Raw genomic sequence first — 16,325 nt, 5'->3', positions numbered from 1 at the left:
CGTAGGCTCATTATTTGCTACGCTCGGCACATGACGACCCATGCGCACGCGGAGCGGGAGCTCGTGGTCCTCCTGGACGAGCGGCGGCAGCCCATCGGCACCGCCCCGAAGGCGACGGTGCACACGCAGTCCACCGCACTGCACCTGGCGTTCTCCTGCCACCTCGTCGATCGTGACGGGCGGATGCTCGTGACCCGTCGCGCGCTGAGCAAGATCGCGTGGCCTGGCGTGTGGACGAACGCGTGCTGCGGCCACCCCGCCCCCGGCGAGCCGATGGAGGCCGCGGTGCGCCGCCGTCTCGCGCACGAGCTGGGCGTCGACGTCGAGGGCCTCGAGCTCGCGCTGCCCGACTTCGCGTACCGCGCGGTCGATGCGAGCGGCATCGTCGAGAACGAGGTCTGCCCGGTGTTCGTGGGCCGCATCGTCGGCGACCTGCAGCCCGACCCGACGGAGGTCGCGGAGTGGCGGTGGGTCGAGCCCGATCGCCTGCAGGCCGGCATCCGCGCCACGCCGTGGGCCTTCAGCCCCTGGCTCGTGCTGCAGGCCGAGCAGCTGCCCGTCCTGACGAGCGCCGCATGACCGCCGTGGACGCGCCGAGCCTGCTCGCCGAGGTCGAGCAGCGCATCGCCCTGCTCGCTGCCCCGACCGGTCAGCACCCCGTGCAGGTCGCCGCGCAGCACGCGGTCGGCGGTGGCAAGCTGCTCCGCCCGCGACTCGTCGTCGCGGCAGCCGGCGAGAGCGCCGACCGCGACGCCGTCATCGCGGTCGCAGCGGTCGTCGAGCTGCTGCACGCGGCGCTGCTCGTGCACGACGACGTGATCGACGCCGACGACGAGCGCCGCGGCATGCCGTCCGTCGCGCGCGCGGCCGCGGATACCGCGGCCGCCGCCGGCATCCCGGCGCCCGCAGCCCAGCGCATCGGCATGACCACCGCCATCGTCGCCGGCGACGCGCTGCTCGTGCGCGCCATCGCGGCGCTCGCGAGGCTCGACGTGCCCACCCCGGTGCGCGCGCGGCTCGCCGACATCGTCGAGCGGGCCATGGTGAGGGCGGCCGAGGGCGAGCACGACGACGTGCTCTTCGCGGGCGCCGTCCCCGACGAAACGGCGATCGACCGCATCCTCGAGGGCAAGACCGCCGACTACTCCTTCCGCGCGCCGCTCGAGCTCGGCGCCGTGCTGGGCGGGCGCGACGAAGCGGCGATCACGGCGCTCGGCGCCATCGGGCTGCGGATGGGCGTGCTCTACCAGCTGCGCGACGACGTGCTGGGGGTCTTCGGCGACGAGGCGCAGACCGGCAAGAGCGTGCTGAGCGACATCCGCGCCGGCGCTCCGACGCTGCTCTCGGCGCTCGCGAGCCGCGATCCCTCGTGGGAGCGCGTCGGTCACCACTACGGCGACCCGACGGCCGACGAGGGTGCCGCGGCACGCATCCGGGCCGTGATGCGGGGCAGCGGCGCGCTCGCCGAGGTCGAGCGGCGGATCGAGGCCGAGTGCGAGACGGTGCGCGCGATGCTCGCCGTGGCGCCGGTGGAGGAGCGCTTGCGCGCCGAGCTCACGGCCATACTGGAGCGATGCGCGGAGCGCGGGCGATGACCGGACTCGACCTCTACACGGCCACTGCGCGCCGAGCGAGCTCGGCCGTGATCGAGGCGTACTCGACGTCGTTCGGCATGGCGAGCCGGCTGCTGCCGCCCGCGATGCGCGGCGACATCCAGACGGTCTACGCGCTCGTGCGGGTCGCCGACGAGATCGTCGACGGGCCGGGCGCCGAGTCCGGTCTCGACCCTGCGGCGTGCCGCCGTGTGCTCGACAGTCTCGAGCAGGAGGTCGAGCGCGCCATCGCGACCGGCTTCAGCGCCGATCTCGTGGTGCACGCGTTCGCCGAGACGGCCCGCCGCGTGGGCATCGACAGCGGCCAGACCGCCCCGTTCTTCGCCGCCATGCGACGCGACCTCGACCCCGTCGCGTTCGCCGACGACCGCGAGCTGCGCCAGTACGTCTACGGCTCGGCCGAGGTCGTCGGCATCATGTGCGTGCGCTGCTTCACCGTCGGGCATGCGCTGCCAGACGCTGAGGCCCGGCGCATCGCACGCGGCGCCCGCGCGCTCGGCAGCGCCTTCCAGGTCGTCAACTTCCTCCGCGACCTCGGCGCCGACGCGCAGGGCCTCGGCCGCACCTACCTGCCGGGCCTCGACCCCGCGCATCCCACCGACGAGTCGGTCGGGCGGGTGCTCGACCGCCTCGAGGGCGAGCTGCGCATCGCCCGGGGCACGATCGCGAGCCTGCCGCGCGAGGCCCGCCCGGCCGTGACGGCCGCGCACGACCTCTTCGCCGCCCTCGCCCGGCGCATCCGCGCGACCCCGGCTGCCGAGCTGCCGCATCGGCGCATCAGCGTGCCCCGTACCGAGAAGGCGGCGATCATTGCCCGCGCCGCGCTCGGCGCCGGACTCGCGCGCGCCTCGGCAGGCTCGCCGCGCACCGCGCGGCCGGAGCCCGCTCGATGAGTCGCATCGTCGTCATCGGCGGCGGCATCGCCGGGCTGGCGAGCGCCGGCCTGCTGGCCCGCGACGGTCACGAGGTGACGCTCGTCGAGCAGTCGGCGGCGCTCGGCGGCCGCGCCGGCGTCTGGCGCTCGAAGGGCTTCACGTTCGACACCGGTCCGTCCTGGATGCTCATGCGCGAGCCCTACGAGCACACGTTCCGGCTGCTCGGCTCGAGCCTCGATGCAGAGCTGGAGGTCGTGCGCCTCGACCCCGCCTACAAGGTGCTGTTCGAGGGCGAGCCGGAGGCGCTCGAGATCTCGGGCGACCTGGCGACCACCATCGAGCGCGTCGAGGCGATCGAGCCGGGCGCGGGCGCGCGGCTGCGCGCCTACCTCGACTCGGCGAGCGAGACCGCGGCGCTCGCGACCGGTGGGCTGCTGTCGAACCGCTTCGACTCGCTCGGCGCCTTCGCGGGTCTCGGTCTCGGCCGGCGCTTCCCGACCCTCGCCCGGCTGCTGGTCGAGTCGCTCGAGTCGCGCATCGCCCGCTCCTTCCGCGACCGGCGGCTGCGGCAGGCGCTCGGCTATCCCGCGGTCTTCCTCGGCACCGAGCCGAAGTCGGCGCCATCGATGTACCACCTCATGAGCCACTTCGACCTCGTCGAGGGTGTCTGGTACCCGCAGGGCGGCTTCGTCAGGATCGTGGATGCGCTGGCTCGGCTCGCGTCGGAGGCCGGCGCGACGCTCCGCACCGATGCGCGCGTGCGCCGGATCCTCGTCGACGGCGACGCCGCGCGCGGCGTCGAGCTCGCCAGCGGGGAGCGCATCGCCGCCGACCTGGTCGTCTCGGCGGCCGACGGGCACGCGACCGACACGAAGCTGCTTGCGCACGTGCCGGGCGTCGCCGAGCGCGCCCGTCGACGCTGGTCGCGGGGCGTCGCCGGACCGTCAGCCGTGCTCGTCATGCTCGGCGTCGAGGGTCAGGTCCCTGAGCTCGAGCACCACACGCTGCTGTTCACGCGCGACTGGGAGGAGGGGTTCGGGCGCATCTTCGGCAAGGCCGCCCACGACCCGGCCGACGGCGTCACGGACCCCGCCTCGCTCTACGTGAGCCGCACATCCGCCACCGATCCCTCCGTGGCGCCGGCGGGCCACGAGGCGCTGTTCGTGCTCGTGCCGGTGCCCGCCGACGTGCGGCTGGGGAGCGGCGGTGTCGACGGCGCGGGCGACCCGGCCGTCGAGGCGATCGCCGACCGCGCCATCGCCCAGATCGCCGGCTGGGCAGGCATCGACGACCTCGCGGGCAGGATCGTCACGCGCCGCACCATCGGCCCCGCCGACTTCGCGAACGACTTCGACGCCTGGCGCGGCACGGCGCTCGGCCCCGCGCACACCCTGCGGCAGAGCGCCTTCCTGCGCGGCTCGACGAAGCACCCGAAGGTGCGCGACCTGCTGCTCGCCGGCTCGACCACGGTGCCCGGCATCGGTGTGCCGATGTGCCTCATCTCGGCCGAGCTGGTGGTGAAGCACGTGCGAGGTGAGCGCTCGGTCGGACCGCTGCAGCCGCTCGCCGGCGCCGTGGAGGACGCCCGATGAGCCTCGCGTACCTCGCCGCGATCGCCTTCGCGGCCCTCGGCACGGGCGCGATCGACGCGCACTACCGGCTGGCGATCTTCCGCGACGCCCGGCGCACGCTCATCGCCGTCGTGATCACCGCCGCAGTGATGCTCGCGTTCGACCTCACCGCGATCGCCACCGGCAACTTCCGGCTCGGCGCCTCGCCGTGGATGACGGGCATCGAGGTGCTGCCGCACCTGCCGATCGAGGAGATCGCCTTCCTGCTGTTCCTCGCGTACGTCTCGCTCGTCGCCTTCGCGGGCGCCGAGCGGCTGCTCGGGTCGCGGCGCGCGAAGGAGGCGTCATGACGTACGCCCTGCTGCTCGCGCCGCTGCTCGCGGCGGCCGTCATCGCGGTCGTCGTCGCGCTCCGCCGTCGGCGGCGCAACTGGGCGGCGCTTGCGATCGCCGCGGGCGCCCTGCTCGTGCTGACGATCGTGTTCGACACCGTCATGATCGCCGTCGACCTCTTCCGCTACGACGAGGCGCTGCTGCTCGGCCCGCGCATCGGCCTCGCACCGGTCGAGGACCTCGCGTACGCGCTCATCGCCCTGTTCGTCGTCGTAGCGCTGTGGCGGCTGCTGCCGTCGCGCATCCGCGTCTCGTCGGCCGCTCGGCAGCGGGCGGGCGGCCACCCCGGAGAGCCGGCGGATGCCTGACGTCGCCCGCGACGCCCGGCTCGGCCGCCGACTGCTGCTGGCCTCGCGCCCGGTCAGCTGGATCAACACCGCCTTCCCCTTCGCCGCGCCGATGCTGCTCACGAACGCCGAGATCGACGCTCGGCTCGTGATCGGCACCGTCTTCTTCCTCGTGCCGTACAACCTCGCCATGTACGGCATCAACGACGTGTTCGACTACGAGTCCGACGCGAACAACCCGCGCAAGGGCGGCATGGAGGGCGCGCTGCTGCCGCCGTCGACGCACCGCGCGACGCTGCTGTGGTCCGTCGGCCTCGCGCTGCCGTTCGTCGTGGCGCTCGTGGCGCTCGGCGGGCCGGGGTCGTGGGCCGTGCTCGCGGTGAGCCTGTTCGCCGTCGTGGCGTACTCCGCGAAGGGACTGCGGTTCAAGGAGGTGCCGGTGCTCGACTCGATCACCTCGAGCACCCACTTCGTCAGCCCCGCCGTCTACGGCCTCGTGCTCGCCGGCGCCGACTGGACGCCGCAGCTCGTCGCCGTGCTCGCCGCCTTCTTCTGCTGGGGAATGGCGAGCCACGCCTTCGGTGCGGTGCAGGACGTCGTGCCCGACCGCGAGGCCGCCATCGGCTCGATCGCGACGGCGCTCGGCGCTCGTGCGACCGTGCGGCTCGCGATCGCGCTGTGGGCCACGGCCGGCGCGCTCATGCTGCTCGCGCCATGGCCGGCGTGGCTCGCCGCGGTCGTCGCCGTGCCGTACATCGCGCTCGCGGCGCCGTTCTGGAGCGTGACCGACGGCGAGAGCGCCGAGGCGAACCGGGGCTGGCGACGCTTCCTCTGGGTCAACTACGCGGCGGGCTTCGTCGTGACGATGGTGTGCATCGCCTGGGCGATGCCAGGGCGATGAAGACGGTGCGGTAGGGGCAATGCGATGAGCGGCAGGCGGGTGCTGGTCACCGGCGCGACAGGCTACGTCGGCGGCCGGCTCGCGCCGCGCCTCGTCGAGGCGGGGCACACCGTGCGCGCGCTGGCCCGCGACCCCAGGCGGCTGCGCGACGCCGCGTGGGCGGCCGAGGTCGAGATCGTCAAGGGCGACCTCGAGGAGCCAGGCGACGTGCGTCGTGCGGTCGAGGGTGTCGACGTCGTCTACCACCTCGTGCACGCGATGAGCGCCGGTGGCGACTTCGCCGCCGCCGAGCTCGTGCAGGCGCAGCACGTCGCGGCGGCCGCGAGGGACGCCGGCGTGCAGCGCATCGTCTACCTCTCCGGCCTGCACCCCGAGGGGGAGCGGCTCTCGAAGCACCTCGCGTCGCGCGTCGCCGTCGGCGAGGCACTGCTCGCCTCCGGCGTGCCGACGATCGTGCTCGAGGCGGGCATCGTCATCGGCTCGGGCTCCGCGTCCTTCGAGATGATCCGCCACCTGACCGACGTGCTGCCCTACATGCCGGCGCCGCGCTGGGTGCGCAACTTCGTGCAGCCGATCGCGGTGCGCGACGTGCTGCACTACCTCGTCGCCGCCGCATCCGTGCCCGGCGACGTGCACGGCACGTTCGACATCGGCGGGCCCGACGTGCTCCGCTACGGCCAGACGATGAACGGCTACGCCGTCGAGGCGGGGCTGCCGCAGCGGCCGATCGCACCGCTGCCCGTGCTCACGCCCTGGCTCGCGTCGCAGTGGGTGAACCTCGTGACGCCCGTGCCGCGCGCCATCGCGATCCCGCTCATCGGCTCGCTGCTGCACGACTGCGTCGTCGAGGAGCGGCGCATCGACGCCGTCATCCCGCCGCCCGAGGGCGGCCTCACGGGCTACCGTCGCGCGGTGCGGCTCGCGCTCTCGCGGGAGCGCTCCGGCGACATCGAGTCGAGCTGGCGCTCTGCCTCGGCGGCCGGAGCGCCGTCCGACCCGCTGCCGAGCGACCCGCGCTGGTCGGGCTCGACGGTGTTCGAGGATGCGCGCGAGCGCACGACCTCGGCGTCGCCCGAGGCAGTGTGGACGGTGGTCGAGGCCATCGGCGGCGACCGCGGCTGGTACTCCGTGCCGCTGCTGTGGAGCCTGCGCGGCCTCGCGGACCGCCTGGTCGGCGGCGTTGGGCTGCGCCGCGGCAGGCGCGACCCAGACCGGCTGCGCGAGGGCGACACCGTCGACTGGTGGCGCGTCGAGCGCATCGACCGGGGACGGATGCTGCGGCTGCGCGCCGAGATGAAGGTGCCGGGACGCGCGTGGATCGAGTTCACGGTCGAGCCGGTCGAGCTCGACTCCGGGGCTCGGGGATCGCACTACCGCCAGCGCGCCGTCTTCCTGCCCAGCGGCTTGAGCGGCCGGCTCTACTGGTGGTCGCTCGTGCCGGCGCACCAGGTCATCTTCGAGATGATGGCCGGCCGCATCGTCGCGGTCGCCGAGCGTGACGGCGCGCGCGGATAGCATCGAGTCGATGAGGATCTGGTCGCTGCACCCGGCACTGCTCGACCGCCAGGGGCTCACCGCCTGCTGGCGCGAGGGGCTGCTCGCGCAGGCCGTGCTGGCCGGCCGCACGCGCGGCTACAAGCAGCATCCGCAGCTCGAGCGGTTCCGCGCGGAGTCCGATCCCGTCGCGAGCATCGGGGCGTACCTCGCGGGCGTCGCCGACGAGGCGGATGCCCGCGGCTACCGCTACGACCGCTCGCGGATCGACCGCCCGGGACCCGCCGCGCTGATGCCGGTGACGGTCGGCCAGCTCGAGCACGAGTTGCTGCACCTGCGGGCGAAGCTCGCGGTGCGGAGCCCCGACCGGCTGCCGCTCGCGGCGCGCGCCGAGCCGCATCCGCTCTTCGTCGTCGAGCCGGGCGAGATCGCGTCGTGGGAGCGGGTCACGGACGCGAGCGGCTAGCTTCCGAAGGGCACCTCGATCACCAGGCGAGGTGCGCGCACCTGGCAAGGCGAAATGGACCTGCGTGCGTGGCCGGGCGCCAGAATCGCCTCGGCCTGGGAGCGGGTGAGCAGCTGCTGGATCCGGCATCGGGCTAGCGACCGAGGCGTCGCGCGAGGCGTGTCCAACGGTTGCTGAGGCTCCGACGGTCTGACGTGAGGTGCAGCGCGTGGCAGGCAGCGCACGGATGCACGGCGATCTCACGACGCGCCTCGCGGGAACGGCGTCGCTCGAGGGCACGCAGAGCGCGTCCTGCAGACGCAGGCGTGGAGAACGGGATCTTGGAGCACGGGCGGGACATGAGGACCTCACGGAGTCGCGGAAACAACCTGCGACCCGCTCCGTCTCGATGTACGACCGGTGTCTGAGCAGCGCGTCCTGATGAACCGTGCCCGCGAGCGCCCGACCGAGGGGTGTGCTGCGACGATTCTTGCGGTGATGGACGGTCACCGTAAGCGAGAGCTACCGGTGCTCGAACCGCCAGGGGAGCGAGCCGACGTGCAGCCGGTGGCGAGGACCGTCCTCGGTGTCGGGCGCGCCCTCGTACGCCTCGTCGCCCTCCCAGATCGCGAGCCCGCGCTCGGGCACCTGGACGGTGGCGTAGCGCTGCAGCTCGCGGCCGCCGATGCTGCGCCGCGCCGCCTCGACGGTCGGGTAGGCCATGAGGGTGTCGAGCGTGACCCACGTGGGCGGGAACAGCTTGAGCGTGCCCGCGCCGTGCTGCTTCAGCGCGTCCGCCGGCCGGATCCACTGCGATGCCACCGCCTCCGCCTCCTGCAGCGTGACGTCGCCGGGCGGTGCCTCGGCGATGAAGAACCAGGTGATGAACTTCGTCGCGAGCTGCTCGGGCGGCGACCAGTGCGACAGCGGCAGCAGCGCGTCGGGAGCGACGATCAGGCCGCACTCCTCGGCGGTCTCGCGCACGGCGGCGTTGCGCGCCGTCGCCTCCTCGTCGTCGACGCGGTCGACCGGATCGACGCGGCCGCCGGGGAAGACCCAGCCGCCCGCGAAGGAGCCGCGGTTCGGCCGCTGCAGCAGCAGCACCTCGATCGCGCCCGCGCCATCGCGCATGAGGACGAGCGTGGCGGCGGTCGGGATGACGGTCACGGGGTCACGCTATCGCTGAGGCGCCCTCATCCGCGTCTGCCATGCCCGATTCCTCCCGCAACGGAGCCATCGGCACGGCGTGCAGGTCGGGCTTCTGCGCCGGCACGGCCAGCACCTCGAGCGGCGGGGTGCGATCGAGCGACGGCTCGAGGCCCTGCAGGCTCGAGAAGCGCCGCGCCTGCGTGACGACGTTGCGGTCGAGGGATGCGTTGAACGCGTTGTACGCCTCGACGGTGCTGTTGAGGCGCTTGCCGAGGGTCGCGAGGTGCCCACCCATCGTGCCGAGCCGCTTGTGCAGCTCGCGCCCCACCTCGAACACCTGCATCGCCTCGCCCGCGAGCTGCTCCTGCCGCCACGTGTAGCCGACGGTGCGCAGCAGCGCGACGAGCGTCGCCGGCGTCGCAAGGATCACGTTGCGCTCGAACGCGCGCTCGAAGAGCGTCGGGTCGCGCTCGAGCGCCGCGTTGAGGAACGGCTCGGCGGGCACGAACATCACCACGAACTCGGGCGTGCCGGGCACCGCCTCCCAGTAGGCCTTCGAGCCGAGCTGGTCGATGTGGTCGCGCATGTGGCGAGCATGCGCGTCGAGCCGCTTGTCGCGCGTCGAGTCGTCGCGCGCCTCCATCGCCTCGAGGTAGCCGCTGAAGGCGACCTTCGCGTCGACGATCACCTGCTTGTCGCCGGGCAGGTGCACGAGCATGTCGGGGCGCAGGGCGCCGTCGTCGGTCGCGTGGTGCGCCTGCTCGGTGAAGTCGACGTGCTCGAGCATGCCGGCCGACTCGACCACCCGTCGCAGCTGCAGCTCGCCCCAGCGGCCGCGCACCTGGGGGGCGCGCAGCGCCGTCACGAGTTGGCGCGTCTCGACCGTGAGCTGCTCGGACGAGGTGCGCATGGCGTGCAGCTGCTCGGCGAGCGCCGCATTGGCCTCGGCGCGCGCCTTCTCGGCCGCCGTCACCTCTCCGCGCACCGAGTCGAGCGACTTCGACAGCGGGTCGACGAGCTGCCGGACGGCGGCCTCCCGCTTCGCCAGCTCGGCCGCGCCCTCCGTCTGCGACCGGCGCAGCCGCTCCTCCGCCTGCTCGAGGAAGACCGCCGAGTTGCGCTCGAGCGCCGCGCTGCTGAGCGCCGCGAACTCGTCGGCGCGCCGCTGTGCATCCTGCTGCAGCTCGGCGAGCGCCTCGCGGCCGCGCTCCCGCTCCTCGGCGACGCGGCGCTGAGCCTCGGCACGCACCTCCTCGAGCTGCGCCGCATGGCGGCGCTCGGCGATGTCGCGCTCCCGCGCCCGCTCCGCCTCGAGCACCTCGAGCCGCCCGTGCGCCGCCTGCAGCTCGCCGGCCGTCGCACCCCGCTCGGCAGTGGCGCGCGCGTGCCCGACGCGCACGCCGAGCATCGCTCCGAGCGCGCCGGCGAGCAGCACGGCCACGAGAGCGGCGATCAGCAGGAGCGGTTCCATGCCTCCATGGGACCAGAGGCCGGTGACATCCGCGCGCGGGCGCGCCCACCCGGCCCGAGGGCTAGGGTCGGGGCATGGTCGAGATCGAGCGCATCCTGGCACCCAACCCCGGCCCCATGACCCTCGACGGCACGAACACGTACGTGCTGGGCGGGCAGGTCGTGGTCGATCCCGGCCCCGCCGACGCCGGCCACATCGAGCGGCTGGTCGCGCTGCGGCCGCGGCTCATCCTGGTGACGCACCGCCATCCCGACCACACGGAGGGCGCGGCCGAGCTCGCACGGTCGACGGGCGCCGTGCTGCGGGGCCTCGATCCCGACGAGTGCCTCGGCGGCGAGCCGCTCGTCGACGGCGAGTGGATCCCGGTCGACGACGTCGAGCTCCAGATCGTCGCGACGCCCGGCCACACGGCCGACTCCGTCTGCATCGTCGTGCCTGGGCAGGCGGTGCTCACGGGCGACACGGTGCTGGGCCGGGGCTCGACCGTGATCATGCATCCCGACGGCTCGGTCGCCGCCTTCTTCGGCACGCTCGACAAGCTCGAGGCGCTCGGCGATCTCGAGGTGCTGCCGGGGCACGGCGAGCCGCGGCCATCGATCGCGGAGGCTGCCCGCGAGTATCGCGCGCACCGCACGGAGCGGCTGGCCGAGGTGCGCGAAGCGCTCCGCGAGCTCGGTATGAGCGCCGCCGCGGCGCGGGTCGCCGAGGTCACCGACCGCGTCTACCCGGACGTCGACGAGAGCATCCGATTCGCCGCCGAGGCCTCGATGGCGGCGCAGCTGGCCTACTTGGCGGCCACGGCCTGACGCTGCCGCGTCGGCTGTGCAGATCGCACATCCGGGCGCGGAAAATCGACGATGCGCACATAGTGCCGCTCGCTACCCGGCTCTAGCGTGGCGCCATCGATTGCAAGCGCTCCGGAAGGGCAGCTCATGGCCACCACGCCGAACGACGACTACTCGCTGCAACGCGTCCCGATCGGCGAGCGGCGCCGCTGGTTCCCCATCGCCGTCCAGCGGTTCGGTCAGGTCTCCGCGCTCTCGCAGTTCCTTCTCGGAGCCACGCTCGGCTACGCCATGAGCTTCTGGGACGCTGCGCTCGCGTTCCTGCTCGGCGCGATCATCCTCGAGGTCGTGATCACGATCGTGGGCATCATCGGCCAGAAGGAGGGGATGCAGACCTCGCTGCTGACCCGCTGGACCGGGTTCGGTGAGATCGGCTCCTCGCTCGTGGGCCTCGCGATCGCGATGAGCCTGATCGGCTGGTTCGGCATCCAGAGCGCCATCTCGGCAGAGTCGCTCGACGCGCTCATGCCGGGCGTCATGCCGATCGAGGTTTGGGCCATCATCTTCGGCCTCGCGGTCACCGGTGTGGTCGCATTCGGCTTCAAGGGCATGCAGGTGCTCGCGAACATCACGGTGCCGCTGTTCCTCGTGCTGGTCGGATGGTCGGTCATCAGCGAGCTGAGCCAGCACTCGATCGTCGATCTCATGACTCAGGCCCCTGCGGGGGAGCCGATGTCGGTCTTCGCCGGCGCGGGCATCGTCGCGGGCGGCTTCATCGTGGGCGCGATCATCACCAGCGACATGACGCGCTTCAACCGGAGCGCCGGCGACGTCGTGAAGGTGACCGTGGTGGGCGTCACGCTGGGCGAGTTCGTCATCGGCCTGGCGGGCGTGCTCCTCGCGCATGCGGCGCAGTCGGGCAACATCGTCGCGATCGTGACATCGGCCGTGGGCTGGGTCGGGCTGCTGATCATCGTCACCGGCACGCTGAAGATCAACGACTGGAACCTGTACTCCTCGGTGCTCGGACTCGTGAACTTCGTCTCGACGGCGTTCAACAAGGCGCTGCCGCACGTGCTCACGACGGTCACCATCGGCGTCGTCGGCACCCTCCTCGCAGCCTTCGGGATCCTCCAGGGCTTCGTGCCGTTCCTCAATGTGCTGGCGGCGGCCTTCCCGCCAATCGCGGGCATCATGATCGCCGAGTACTTCATCGTGAAGAAGTTCCGGCCGGCGCTGGACGCCACCCGCGCTGCGGATGCGCTGCCGGAGACCGCGCCGCGCATCGTGCCGGCAACTCTCGTGATCTGGCTGATCGCGAGCCTCGTCGGCTACTTCTTCACGTGGGGCATCCCGTCGATCACCGCGCTCGTGCTCTCGTTCGTGCTGTACGTGATCGCCGGCAAGCTCGGCCTCGTCCGAGGCGTCGGCGAAGTGCCGACCGACAACGACGACGCCATCGGCGGGGCCGTCGGTCCAGCTGTGGCGCACACCGAGAAGCGCTGATCCACGCCAGCACACTGCGCGGCGCCGGCCCTCGGCGCGGCGACGACGTCGCGCGAGACGGCGCCTTCAACAACTGACCCGAACAGGAAGAGGAAGCGGATGCACATCGGAATCGATGTCGGTGGGACGAACACGGACGCCGTGCTCATGGATGGCACCAGCGTGCTCGCGACGGTGAAGCAGTCGACGACTGCGGACGTGACCGGCGGGATCGTCGCGGCCATCGAGGTGCTGCGCGCCGATCGGCCGTTCGAGGGCAGCGAGATCAGCGCGGTGATGATCGGCACCACGCACTTCATCAACGCGCTCGTACAGGCACGCGGGTTGGCGCCGACGGCTGCGCTGCGGCTCGGGCTCCCGGCCACCCGTGCGCTGCCCCCGCTGATCGACTGGCCGGCCGAGCTCCGCGACGCGATCCGTGGGCGCACCTACCTGGCGCACGGAGGGTACGAGTTCGACGGGCGGCCCATCTCTCCCCTCGACCCGGAGGAGCTCGTGCGGCACGCCGCCGACATGGCCGCCCACGGGATCCGCTCCGTCGCCATCTCCAGCGTGTTCAGCCCCGTGAACCACGACCTCGAGCAGCAGGCCGCTGACATCGTCCGGCGGGAGCTCGGTGCCGACGTGGCCATCTCGCTGAGCCACGAGATCGGCCGCATCGGTCTCCTCGAGCGAGAGAACGCCACGGTGATCAACGCGGCGCTCCGCGAGCTCGCGGTCGAGATCGTCGACGGCCTGAGCGCGGCCGTGCGAGCGCAGGGCATCGCCGCCCCCATCTTCCTGAGCCAGAACGACGGCACCCTGATGGACGAGGACTTCGTGCGCCGCTACCCGGTCGCGACGTTCGCGTCCGGTCCGACGAACTCGATGCGAGGGGCCGCCGCGACCAGCGGTCTCGCTGACTGCGCCGTCGTCGACATCGGTGGGACCACTGCCGACATCGGTCTGCTGGTCAACGGCTTCCCTCGCGAGACGTCGACGGAGGTGGAGGTCGCCGGCATCCGCACGAACTTCCGCATGCCCGACGTCCTGTCGATCGGAATCGGCGGCGGCAGCCATGTGCACGAGGACACGCGTGAGGTCGGACCCTCATCGGTGGGATTCCGCCTCACGAGCGAGGCGCTCGTCTTCGGCGGCTCCACGCTCACCGCGACCGACATCGCGGTCGCGGCCGGGCGGGCCGACATCGGCGACGCCGATCGCGTGGGACACATCGACAAGGTGTTCGCGACCGCGGTGATCGATCGCATCGCCGAGCGTGTGGCCGAAGCCGTCGATCGCATGCGCACGTCGCCCGATCCCATCCCCGTGGTCGTGGTGGGTGGCGGTTCGATCCTGCTGCCCGACGAGCTGCCCATCTTCGGCGAGGTGCGGCGCCCCGAGAACTACTCGGTCGCGAACGCCATCGGCGCCTCGATCGCACAGGTCGGCGGAGAGATCGACAAGGTCGTCGCCGTCGACCCTGGCCGCCGGGACTCGATCCTCGACGACGTGAAGCAGCAGGCAGTGGACAAGGCGATCGCGGCAGGCGCGTCGCCGAGGAGCGTGCAGATCGTCGACTTCGACGAGGTGCCGCTCCCATACCTCCCCGGCAACGCGACGCGTGTCCGAGCGAAGGCCGTCGGCGACCTCGACATGAGCAAGTGATGACCTGGCAGATCACCGCGGACTCGATCCGCGACCTCGCCCGAGGTGCTGCGGTGCTCGGCACCGGTGGCGGTGGGGACCCGTACATCGGCGCGCTCCTCGCGCGGCAGGCCATCGGCGACGGTGCTGTGGAGGTCGTCCCTCTCGGCGAGCTGTCGGACGACGCGTGCGTCGTGACCGCGGCGATGATGGGTGCGCCCACCGTGATGGTGGAGAAGCTGCCGAGCCTCGATGAAGTCGTGGCGCCCATCCGGGCGCTCGAGGCGAGTCTCGGCCGCCCGGTGACCCACATCGCATGCGCCGAGGCAGGCGGCGTCAATTCGACCATCCCGGTGGCCGCCGCCGCTGCCCTCGGGCTGCCGCTGGTCGACGGCGACGGGATGGGGCGCGCGTTCCCGGAGCTGCAGATGGTGCTGCCGACGCTCTACGGCATCACCGCCTCGCCGCTGGGCATCGCGGATGAGAAGGGCAACACCGCCCTGCTCGAGACCGTCGACAACCACTGGACCGAGCGGATCGCACGCGTTGCAGCAGTGGAGATGGGCTGCTCGGTGATGATCTCGGGCTTCGCCATGACGGGAGCCCAAGCGCGCGAAGCGCTGGTCGACGGCTCCCTGTCCCTGTGCGTGGAGCTGGGCGCGCGCATCGCGGAGGCTCGGGCTCGTAACGCTGATCCCGTCGAAGCGGTCGTCAGCAGGCTCGGCGGACGCGAGCTGTTCGCGGGCAAGGTGGTCGACGTCGCCAGGGCGACGACGGCGGGGTTCGCGCGCGGCAGCGCGCGCATCGACGGCGAGTTGGGACGGATCGAGCTCTCCTTCCAGAACGAGCACCTCGTCGCGCGCCTGGACGGACGGGTGCTCGTCACCACGCCGGACCTGATCATCGTGCTCGAGCACGACACCGGCGAGCCGATCACCACCGAGGGGCTCCGCTACGGGCAGCGCGTGCGAGTGGTGGCTGCGCCCGCGGACGAGCGCTGGCACTCGCCGGGCGGACTGCGGCTCGCGGGTCCCGCCTACTTCGGCTATGACTACGCGACGACGCGATACGACGGGACGACAAGGGAGACGGCATGAGCTTCGAGCTTCGCGCAGCAGATCTGAGCGACCTGGCGCGGGGAGCGACCCTGCTCGGGACGGGAGGGGGCGGCGACCCCTACATCGGTCGCCGGCTCGTCGAGCGCGTGCTGGGAGACGGTGCGATCACCGTGCTCGATCCTGACGAGATCGCCGACGACCTGTTCGTCATCCCCACCGCGCAGATGGGCGCACCGACGGTCATGGTGGAGAAGATCCCGGCGGGGACAGAGCCGACGCTCTCGCTCCGGATCCTCGAGGAGCATCTCGGGAGGACGGCGGATGCGACGATGCCGATCGAGTGCGGTGGGATCAACTCGATGATCCCGCTCGTCGTCGCGGCCGAGACCGGACTGCCCGTCATCGACGCCGATGGCATGGGGAGAGCGTTCCCGGAGCTCTCGATGGAGACCTTCGCCGTCTATGGCGTGCACGGGTCGCCTCTCGCGCTGGCGGGAGAGCGAGGCGAGCGGGTGATCATCGACACGGGCGACGACGACCGTCAGATGGAGTGGCTCGCTCGCGCGATCACCATCCGGCTCGGCGGTGTCGGTCACATCGCGGAATACGCCATGACCGGCGCCGACGTGCGTCGCACAGCCATCCCGCGGACCCTGTCGATGGCGCTCGCGCTCGGGCGCGCGATCCGGGAGGCCAGGGAGGCGCACCGCTCACCCTTCGACGCCATCGCGGAGTCGCTGTCGACGACGCTGTACAGCCATGTCCGGGAGCTCTTCCACGGCAAGGTCGCTGACGTCGAGCGCAGGACGACGGACGGCTTCGCGAAGGGAAGCGCCCGGATCGTCGCGCTCGACGGCGGCGGTGATGCGCTCGAGATCCGATTCCAGAACGAGAACCTCGTCGCGACGCGAGGGGGCGAGACGGTCGCGATCGTGCCGGACCTGATCTGCGTCCTGGACGCTGAGACCGCCGAACCCATCACGACCGAGGGCCTGCGCTACGGTCAGCGGGTCCGCGTGCTCGGAATCTCGACCCCCGACATGATGCGCACGCCGGAGGCGCTCCGGGCCTTCGGGCCCTCGGCCTTCGGGCTCGACGAGCCGTTCGTGCCGGTCGAGTCCAGGGCATAGATCGCGGACCTAGGCTTGGCGC

General features: G+C 72.3%; 16 protein-coding genes. 14 read left to right on the top strand and 2 right to left on the bottom strand.

The genetic code is table 11. The features are described from left to right. Window positions 1-30: 30 nt before the first annotated feature. From idi to ACLQ21_RS04485, 9 genes are read left to right on the top strand one after another with little or no spacing between them, the layout of a single operon-like run. On the top strand, window positions 31-579 hold the full coding sequence (gene idi, locus ACLQ21_RS04525; RefSeq protein ID WP_425661906.1) for an isopentenyl-diphosphate Delta-isomerase: 549 nt from the start codon (window positions 31-33) through the stop codon (window positions 577-579). Next, the gene (locus ACLQ21_RS04520) at window positions 576-1,595 is read left to right on the top strand and encodes a polyprenyl synthetase family protein (RefSeq protein WP_425661904.1); all 1,020 of its coding nucleotides are present in this window, start codon (window positions 576-578) and stop codon (window positions 1,593-1,595) included. Before idi ends, ACLQ21_RS04520 begins: the two co-directional genes overlap by 4 nt. Then, window positions 1,592-2,506: a phytoene/squalene synthase family protein gene (locus tag ACLQ21_RS04515; protein WP_425661902.1), complete on the top strand. Its 915-nt coding sequence runs from the start codon at window positions 1,592-1,594 to the stop codon at window positions 2,504-2,506. Before ACLQ21_RS04520 ends, ACLQ21_RS04515 begins: the two co-directional genes overlap by 4 nt. Then, window positions 2,503-4,080 (top strand): phytoene desaturase family protein, encoded by a 1,578-nt coding sequence (gene crtI / locus ACLQ21_RS04510; protein WP_425661900.1) that lies wholly within the window; start codon window positions 2,503-2,505, stop codon window positions 4,078-4,080. The genes ACLQ21_RS04515 and crtI overlap by 4 nt, the downstream gene beginning before the upstream one ends. Further along, window positions 4,077-4,409: a lycopene cyclase domain-containing protein gene (locus tag ACLQ21_RS04505; protein WP_425661898.1), complete on the top strand. Its 333-nt coding sequence runs from the start codon at window positions 4,077-4,079 to the stop codon at window positions 4,407-4,409. Before crtI ends, ACLQ21_RS04505 begins: the two co-directional genes overlap by 4 nt. Continuing rightward, window positions 4,406-4,759 carry a lycopene cyclase domain-containing protein gene (locus ACLQ21_RS04500; RefSeq protein ID WP_425661897.1) on the top strand — a complete coding sequence of 118 codons (354 nt, stop codon included), beginning with the start codon at window positions 4,406-4,408 and terminating at the stop codon, window positions 4,757-4,759. Before ACLQ21_RS04505 ends, ACLQ21_RS04500 begins: the two co-directional genes overlap by 4 nt. Further along, the gene (locus ACLQ21_RS04495; protein WP_425661895.1) at window positions 4,752-5,639 is read left to right on the top strand and encodes a prenyltransferase; all 888 of its coding nucleotides are present in this window, start codon (window positions 4,752-4,754) and stop codon (window positions 5,637-5,639) included. Before ACLQ21_RS04500 ends, ACLQ21_RS04495 begins: the two co-directional genes overlap by 8 nt. A 24-nt stretch (window positions 5,640-5,663) precedes the next feature. After that, the gene (locus ACLQ21_RS04490) at window positions 5,664-7,154 is read left to right on the top strand and encodes an SDR family oxidoreductase (RefSeq protein WP_425661893.1); all 1,491 of its coding nucleotides are present in this window, start codon (window positions 5,664-5,666) and stop codon (window positions 7,152-7,154) included. A gap of 10 nt (window positions 7,155-7,164) precedes the next feature. Beyond that, the gene (locus ACLQ21_RS04485) at window positions 7,165-7,599 is read left to right on the top strand and encodes a pyrimidine dimer DNA glycosylase/endonuclease V (protein ID WP_425661891.1); all 435 of its coding nucleotides are present in this window, start codon (window positions 7,165-7,167) and stop codon (window positions 7,597-7,599) included. Window positions 7,600-8,100: 501 nt separating this feature from the next. On the opposite strand, the gene ACLQ21_RS04480 is transcribed toward ACLQ21_RS04485, so the two are convergent. Together ACLQ21_RS04480 and rmuC are read right to left on the bottom strand one after the other, a co-directional pair. Next, the gene (locus ACLQ21_RS04480; RefSeq protein WP_425661889.1) at window positions 8,101-8,745 is read right to left on the bottom strand and encodes an NUDIX hydrolase; all 645 of its coding nucleotides are present in this window, start codon (window positions 8,743-8,745) and stop codon (window positions 8,101-8,103) included. 4 nt (window positions 8,746-8,749) lie between these two features. Then, window positions 8,750-10,198 carry a DNA recombination protein RmuC gene (gene rmuC / locus ACLQ21_RS04475; protein ID WP_425661887.1) on the bottom strand — a complete coding sequence of 483 codons (1,449 nt, stop codon included), beginning with the start codon at window positions 10,196-10,198 and terminating at the stop codon, window positions 8,750-8,752. A gap of 74 nt (window positions 10,199-10,272) precedes the next feature. Here rmuC and ACLQ21_RS04470 point away from each other — a divergent pair, with 74 nt between their 5' ends. The 5 genes from ACLQ21_RS04470 (at window position 10,273) to ACLQ21_RS04450 (ending at window position 16,303) form a co-directional block, all read left to right on the top strand. Further along, window positions 10,273-11,004, top strand: coding sequence for an MBL fold metallo-hydrolase (locus tag ACLQ21_RS04470; protein ID WP_425661885.1), 732 nt, complete (start codon window positions 10,273-10,275; stop codon window positions 11,002-11,004). A gap of 126 nt (window positions 11,005-11,130) precedes the next feature. Next, window positions 11,131-12,489, top strand: a complete 1,359-nt coding sequence (locus tag ACLQ21_RS04465) for a purine-cytosine permease family protein (protein ID WP_425661883.1) — start codon at window positions 11,131-11,133, stop codon at window positions 12,487-12,489. Window positions 12,490-12,588: 99 nt separating this feature from the next. Further along, window positions 12,589-14,136: a hydantoinase/oxoprolinase N-terminal domain-containing protein gene (locus tag ACLQ21_RS04460; protein WP_425661881.1), complete on the top strand. Its 1,548-nt coding sequence runs from the start codon at window positions 12,589-12,591 to the stop codon at window positions 14,134-14,136. Continuing rightward, window positions 14,136-15,212 carry a DUF917 domain-containing protein gene (locus tag ACLQ21_RS04455; RefSeq protein WP_425661879.1) on the top strand — a complete coding sequence of 359 codons (1,077 nt, stop codon included), beginning with the start codon at window positions 14,136-14,138 and terminating at the stop codon, window positions 15,210-15,212. Before ACLQ21_RS04460 ends, ACLQ21_RS04455 begins: the two co-directional genes overlap by 1 nt. Then, window positions 15,209-16,303, top strand: coding sequence for a DUF917 domain-containing protein (locus ACLQ21_RS04450; RefSeq protein ID WP_425661877.1), 1,095 nt, complete (start codon window positions 15,209-15,211; stop codon window positions 16,301-16,303). The genes ACLQ21_RS04455 and ACLQ21_RS04450 overlap by 4 nt, the downstream gene beginning before the upstream one ends. Window positions 16,304-16,325: the final 22 nt, after the last annotated feature.

It is taken from the genome of Agrococcus sp. DT81.2 (genome assembly GCF_049844935.1).
GTDB lineage: Bacteria > Actinomycetota > Actinomycetes > Actinomycetales > Microbacteriaceae > Agrococcus.
This window is presented reverse-complemented; position numbering and strand designations above follow the sequence as displayed.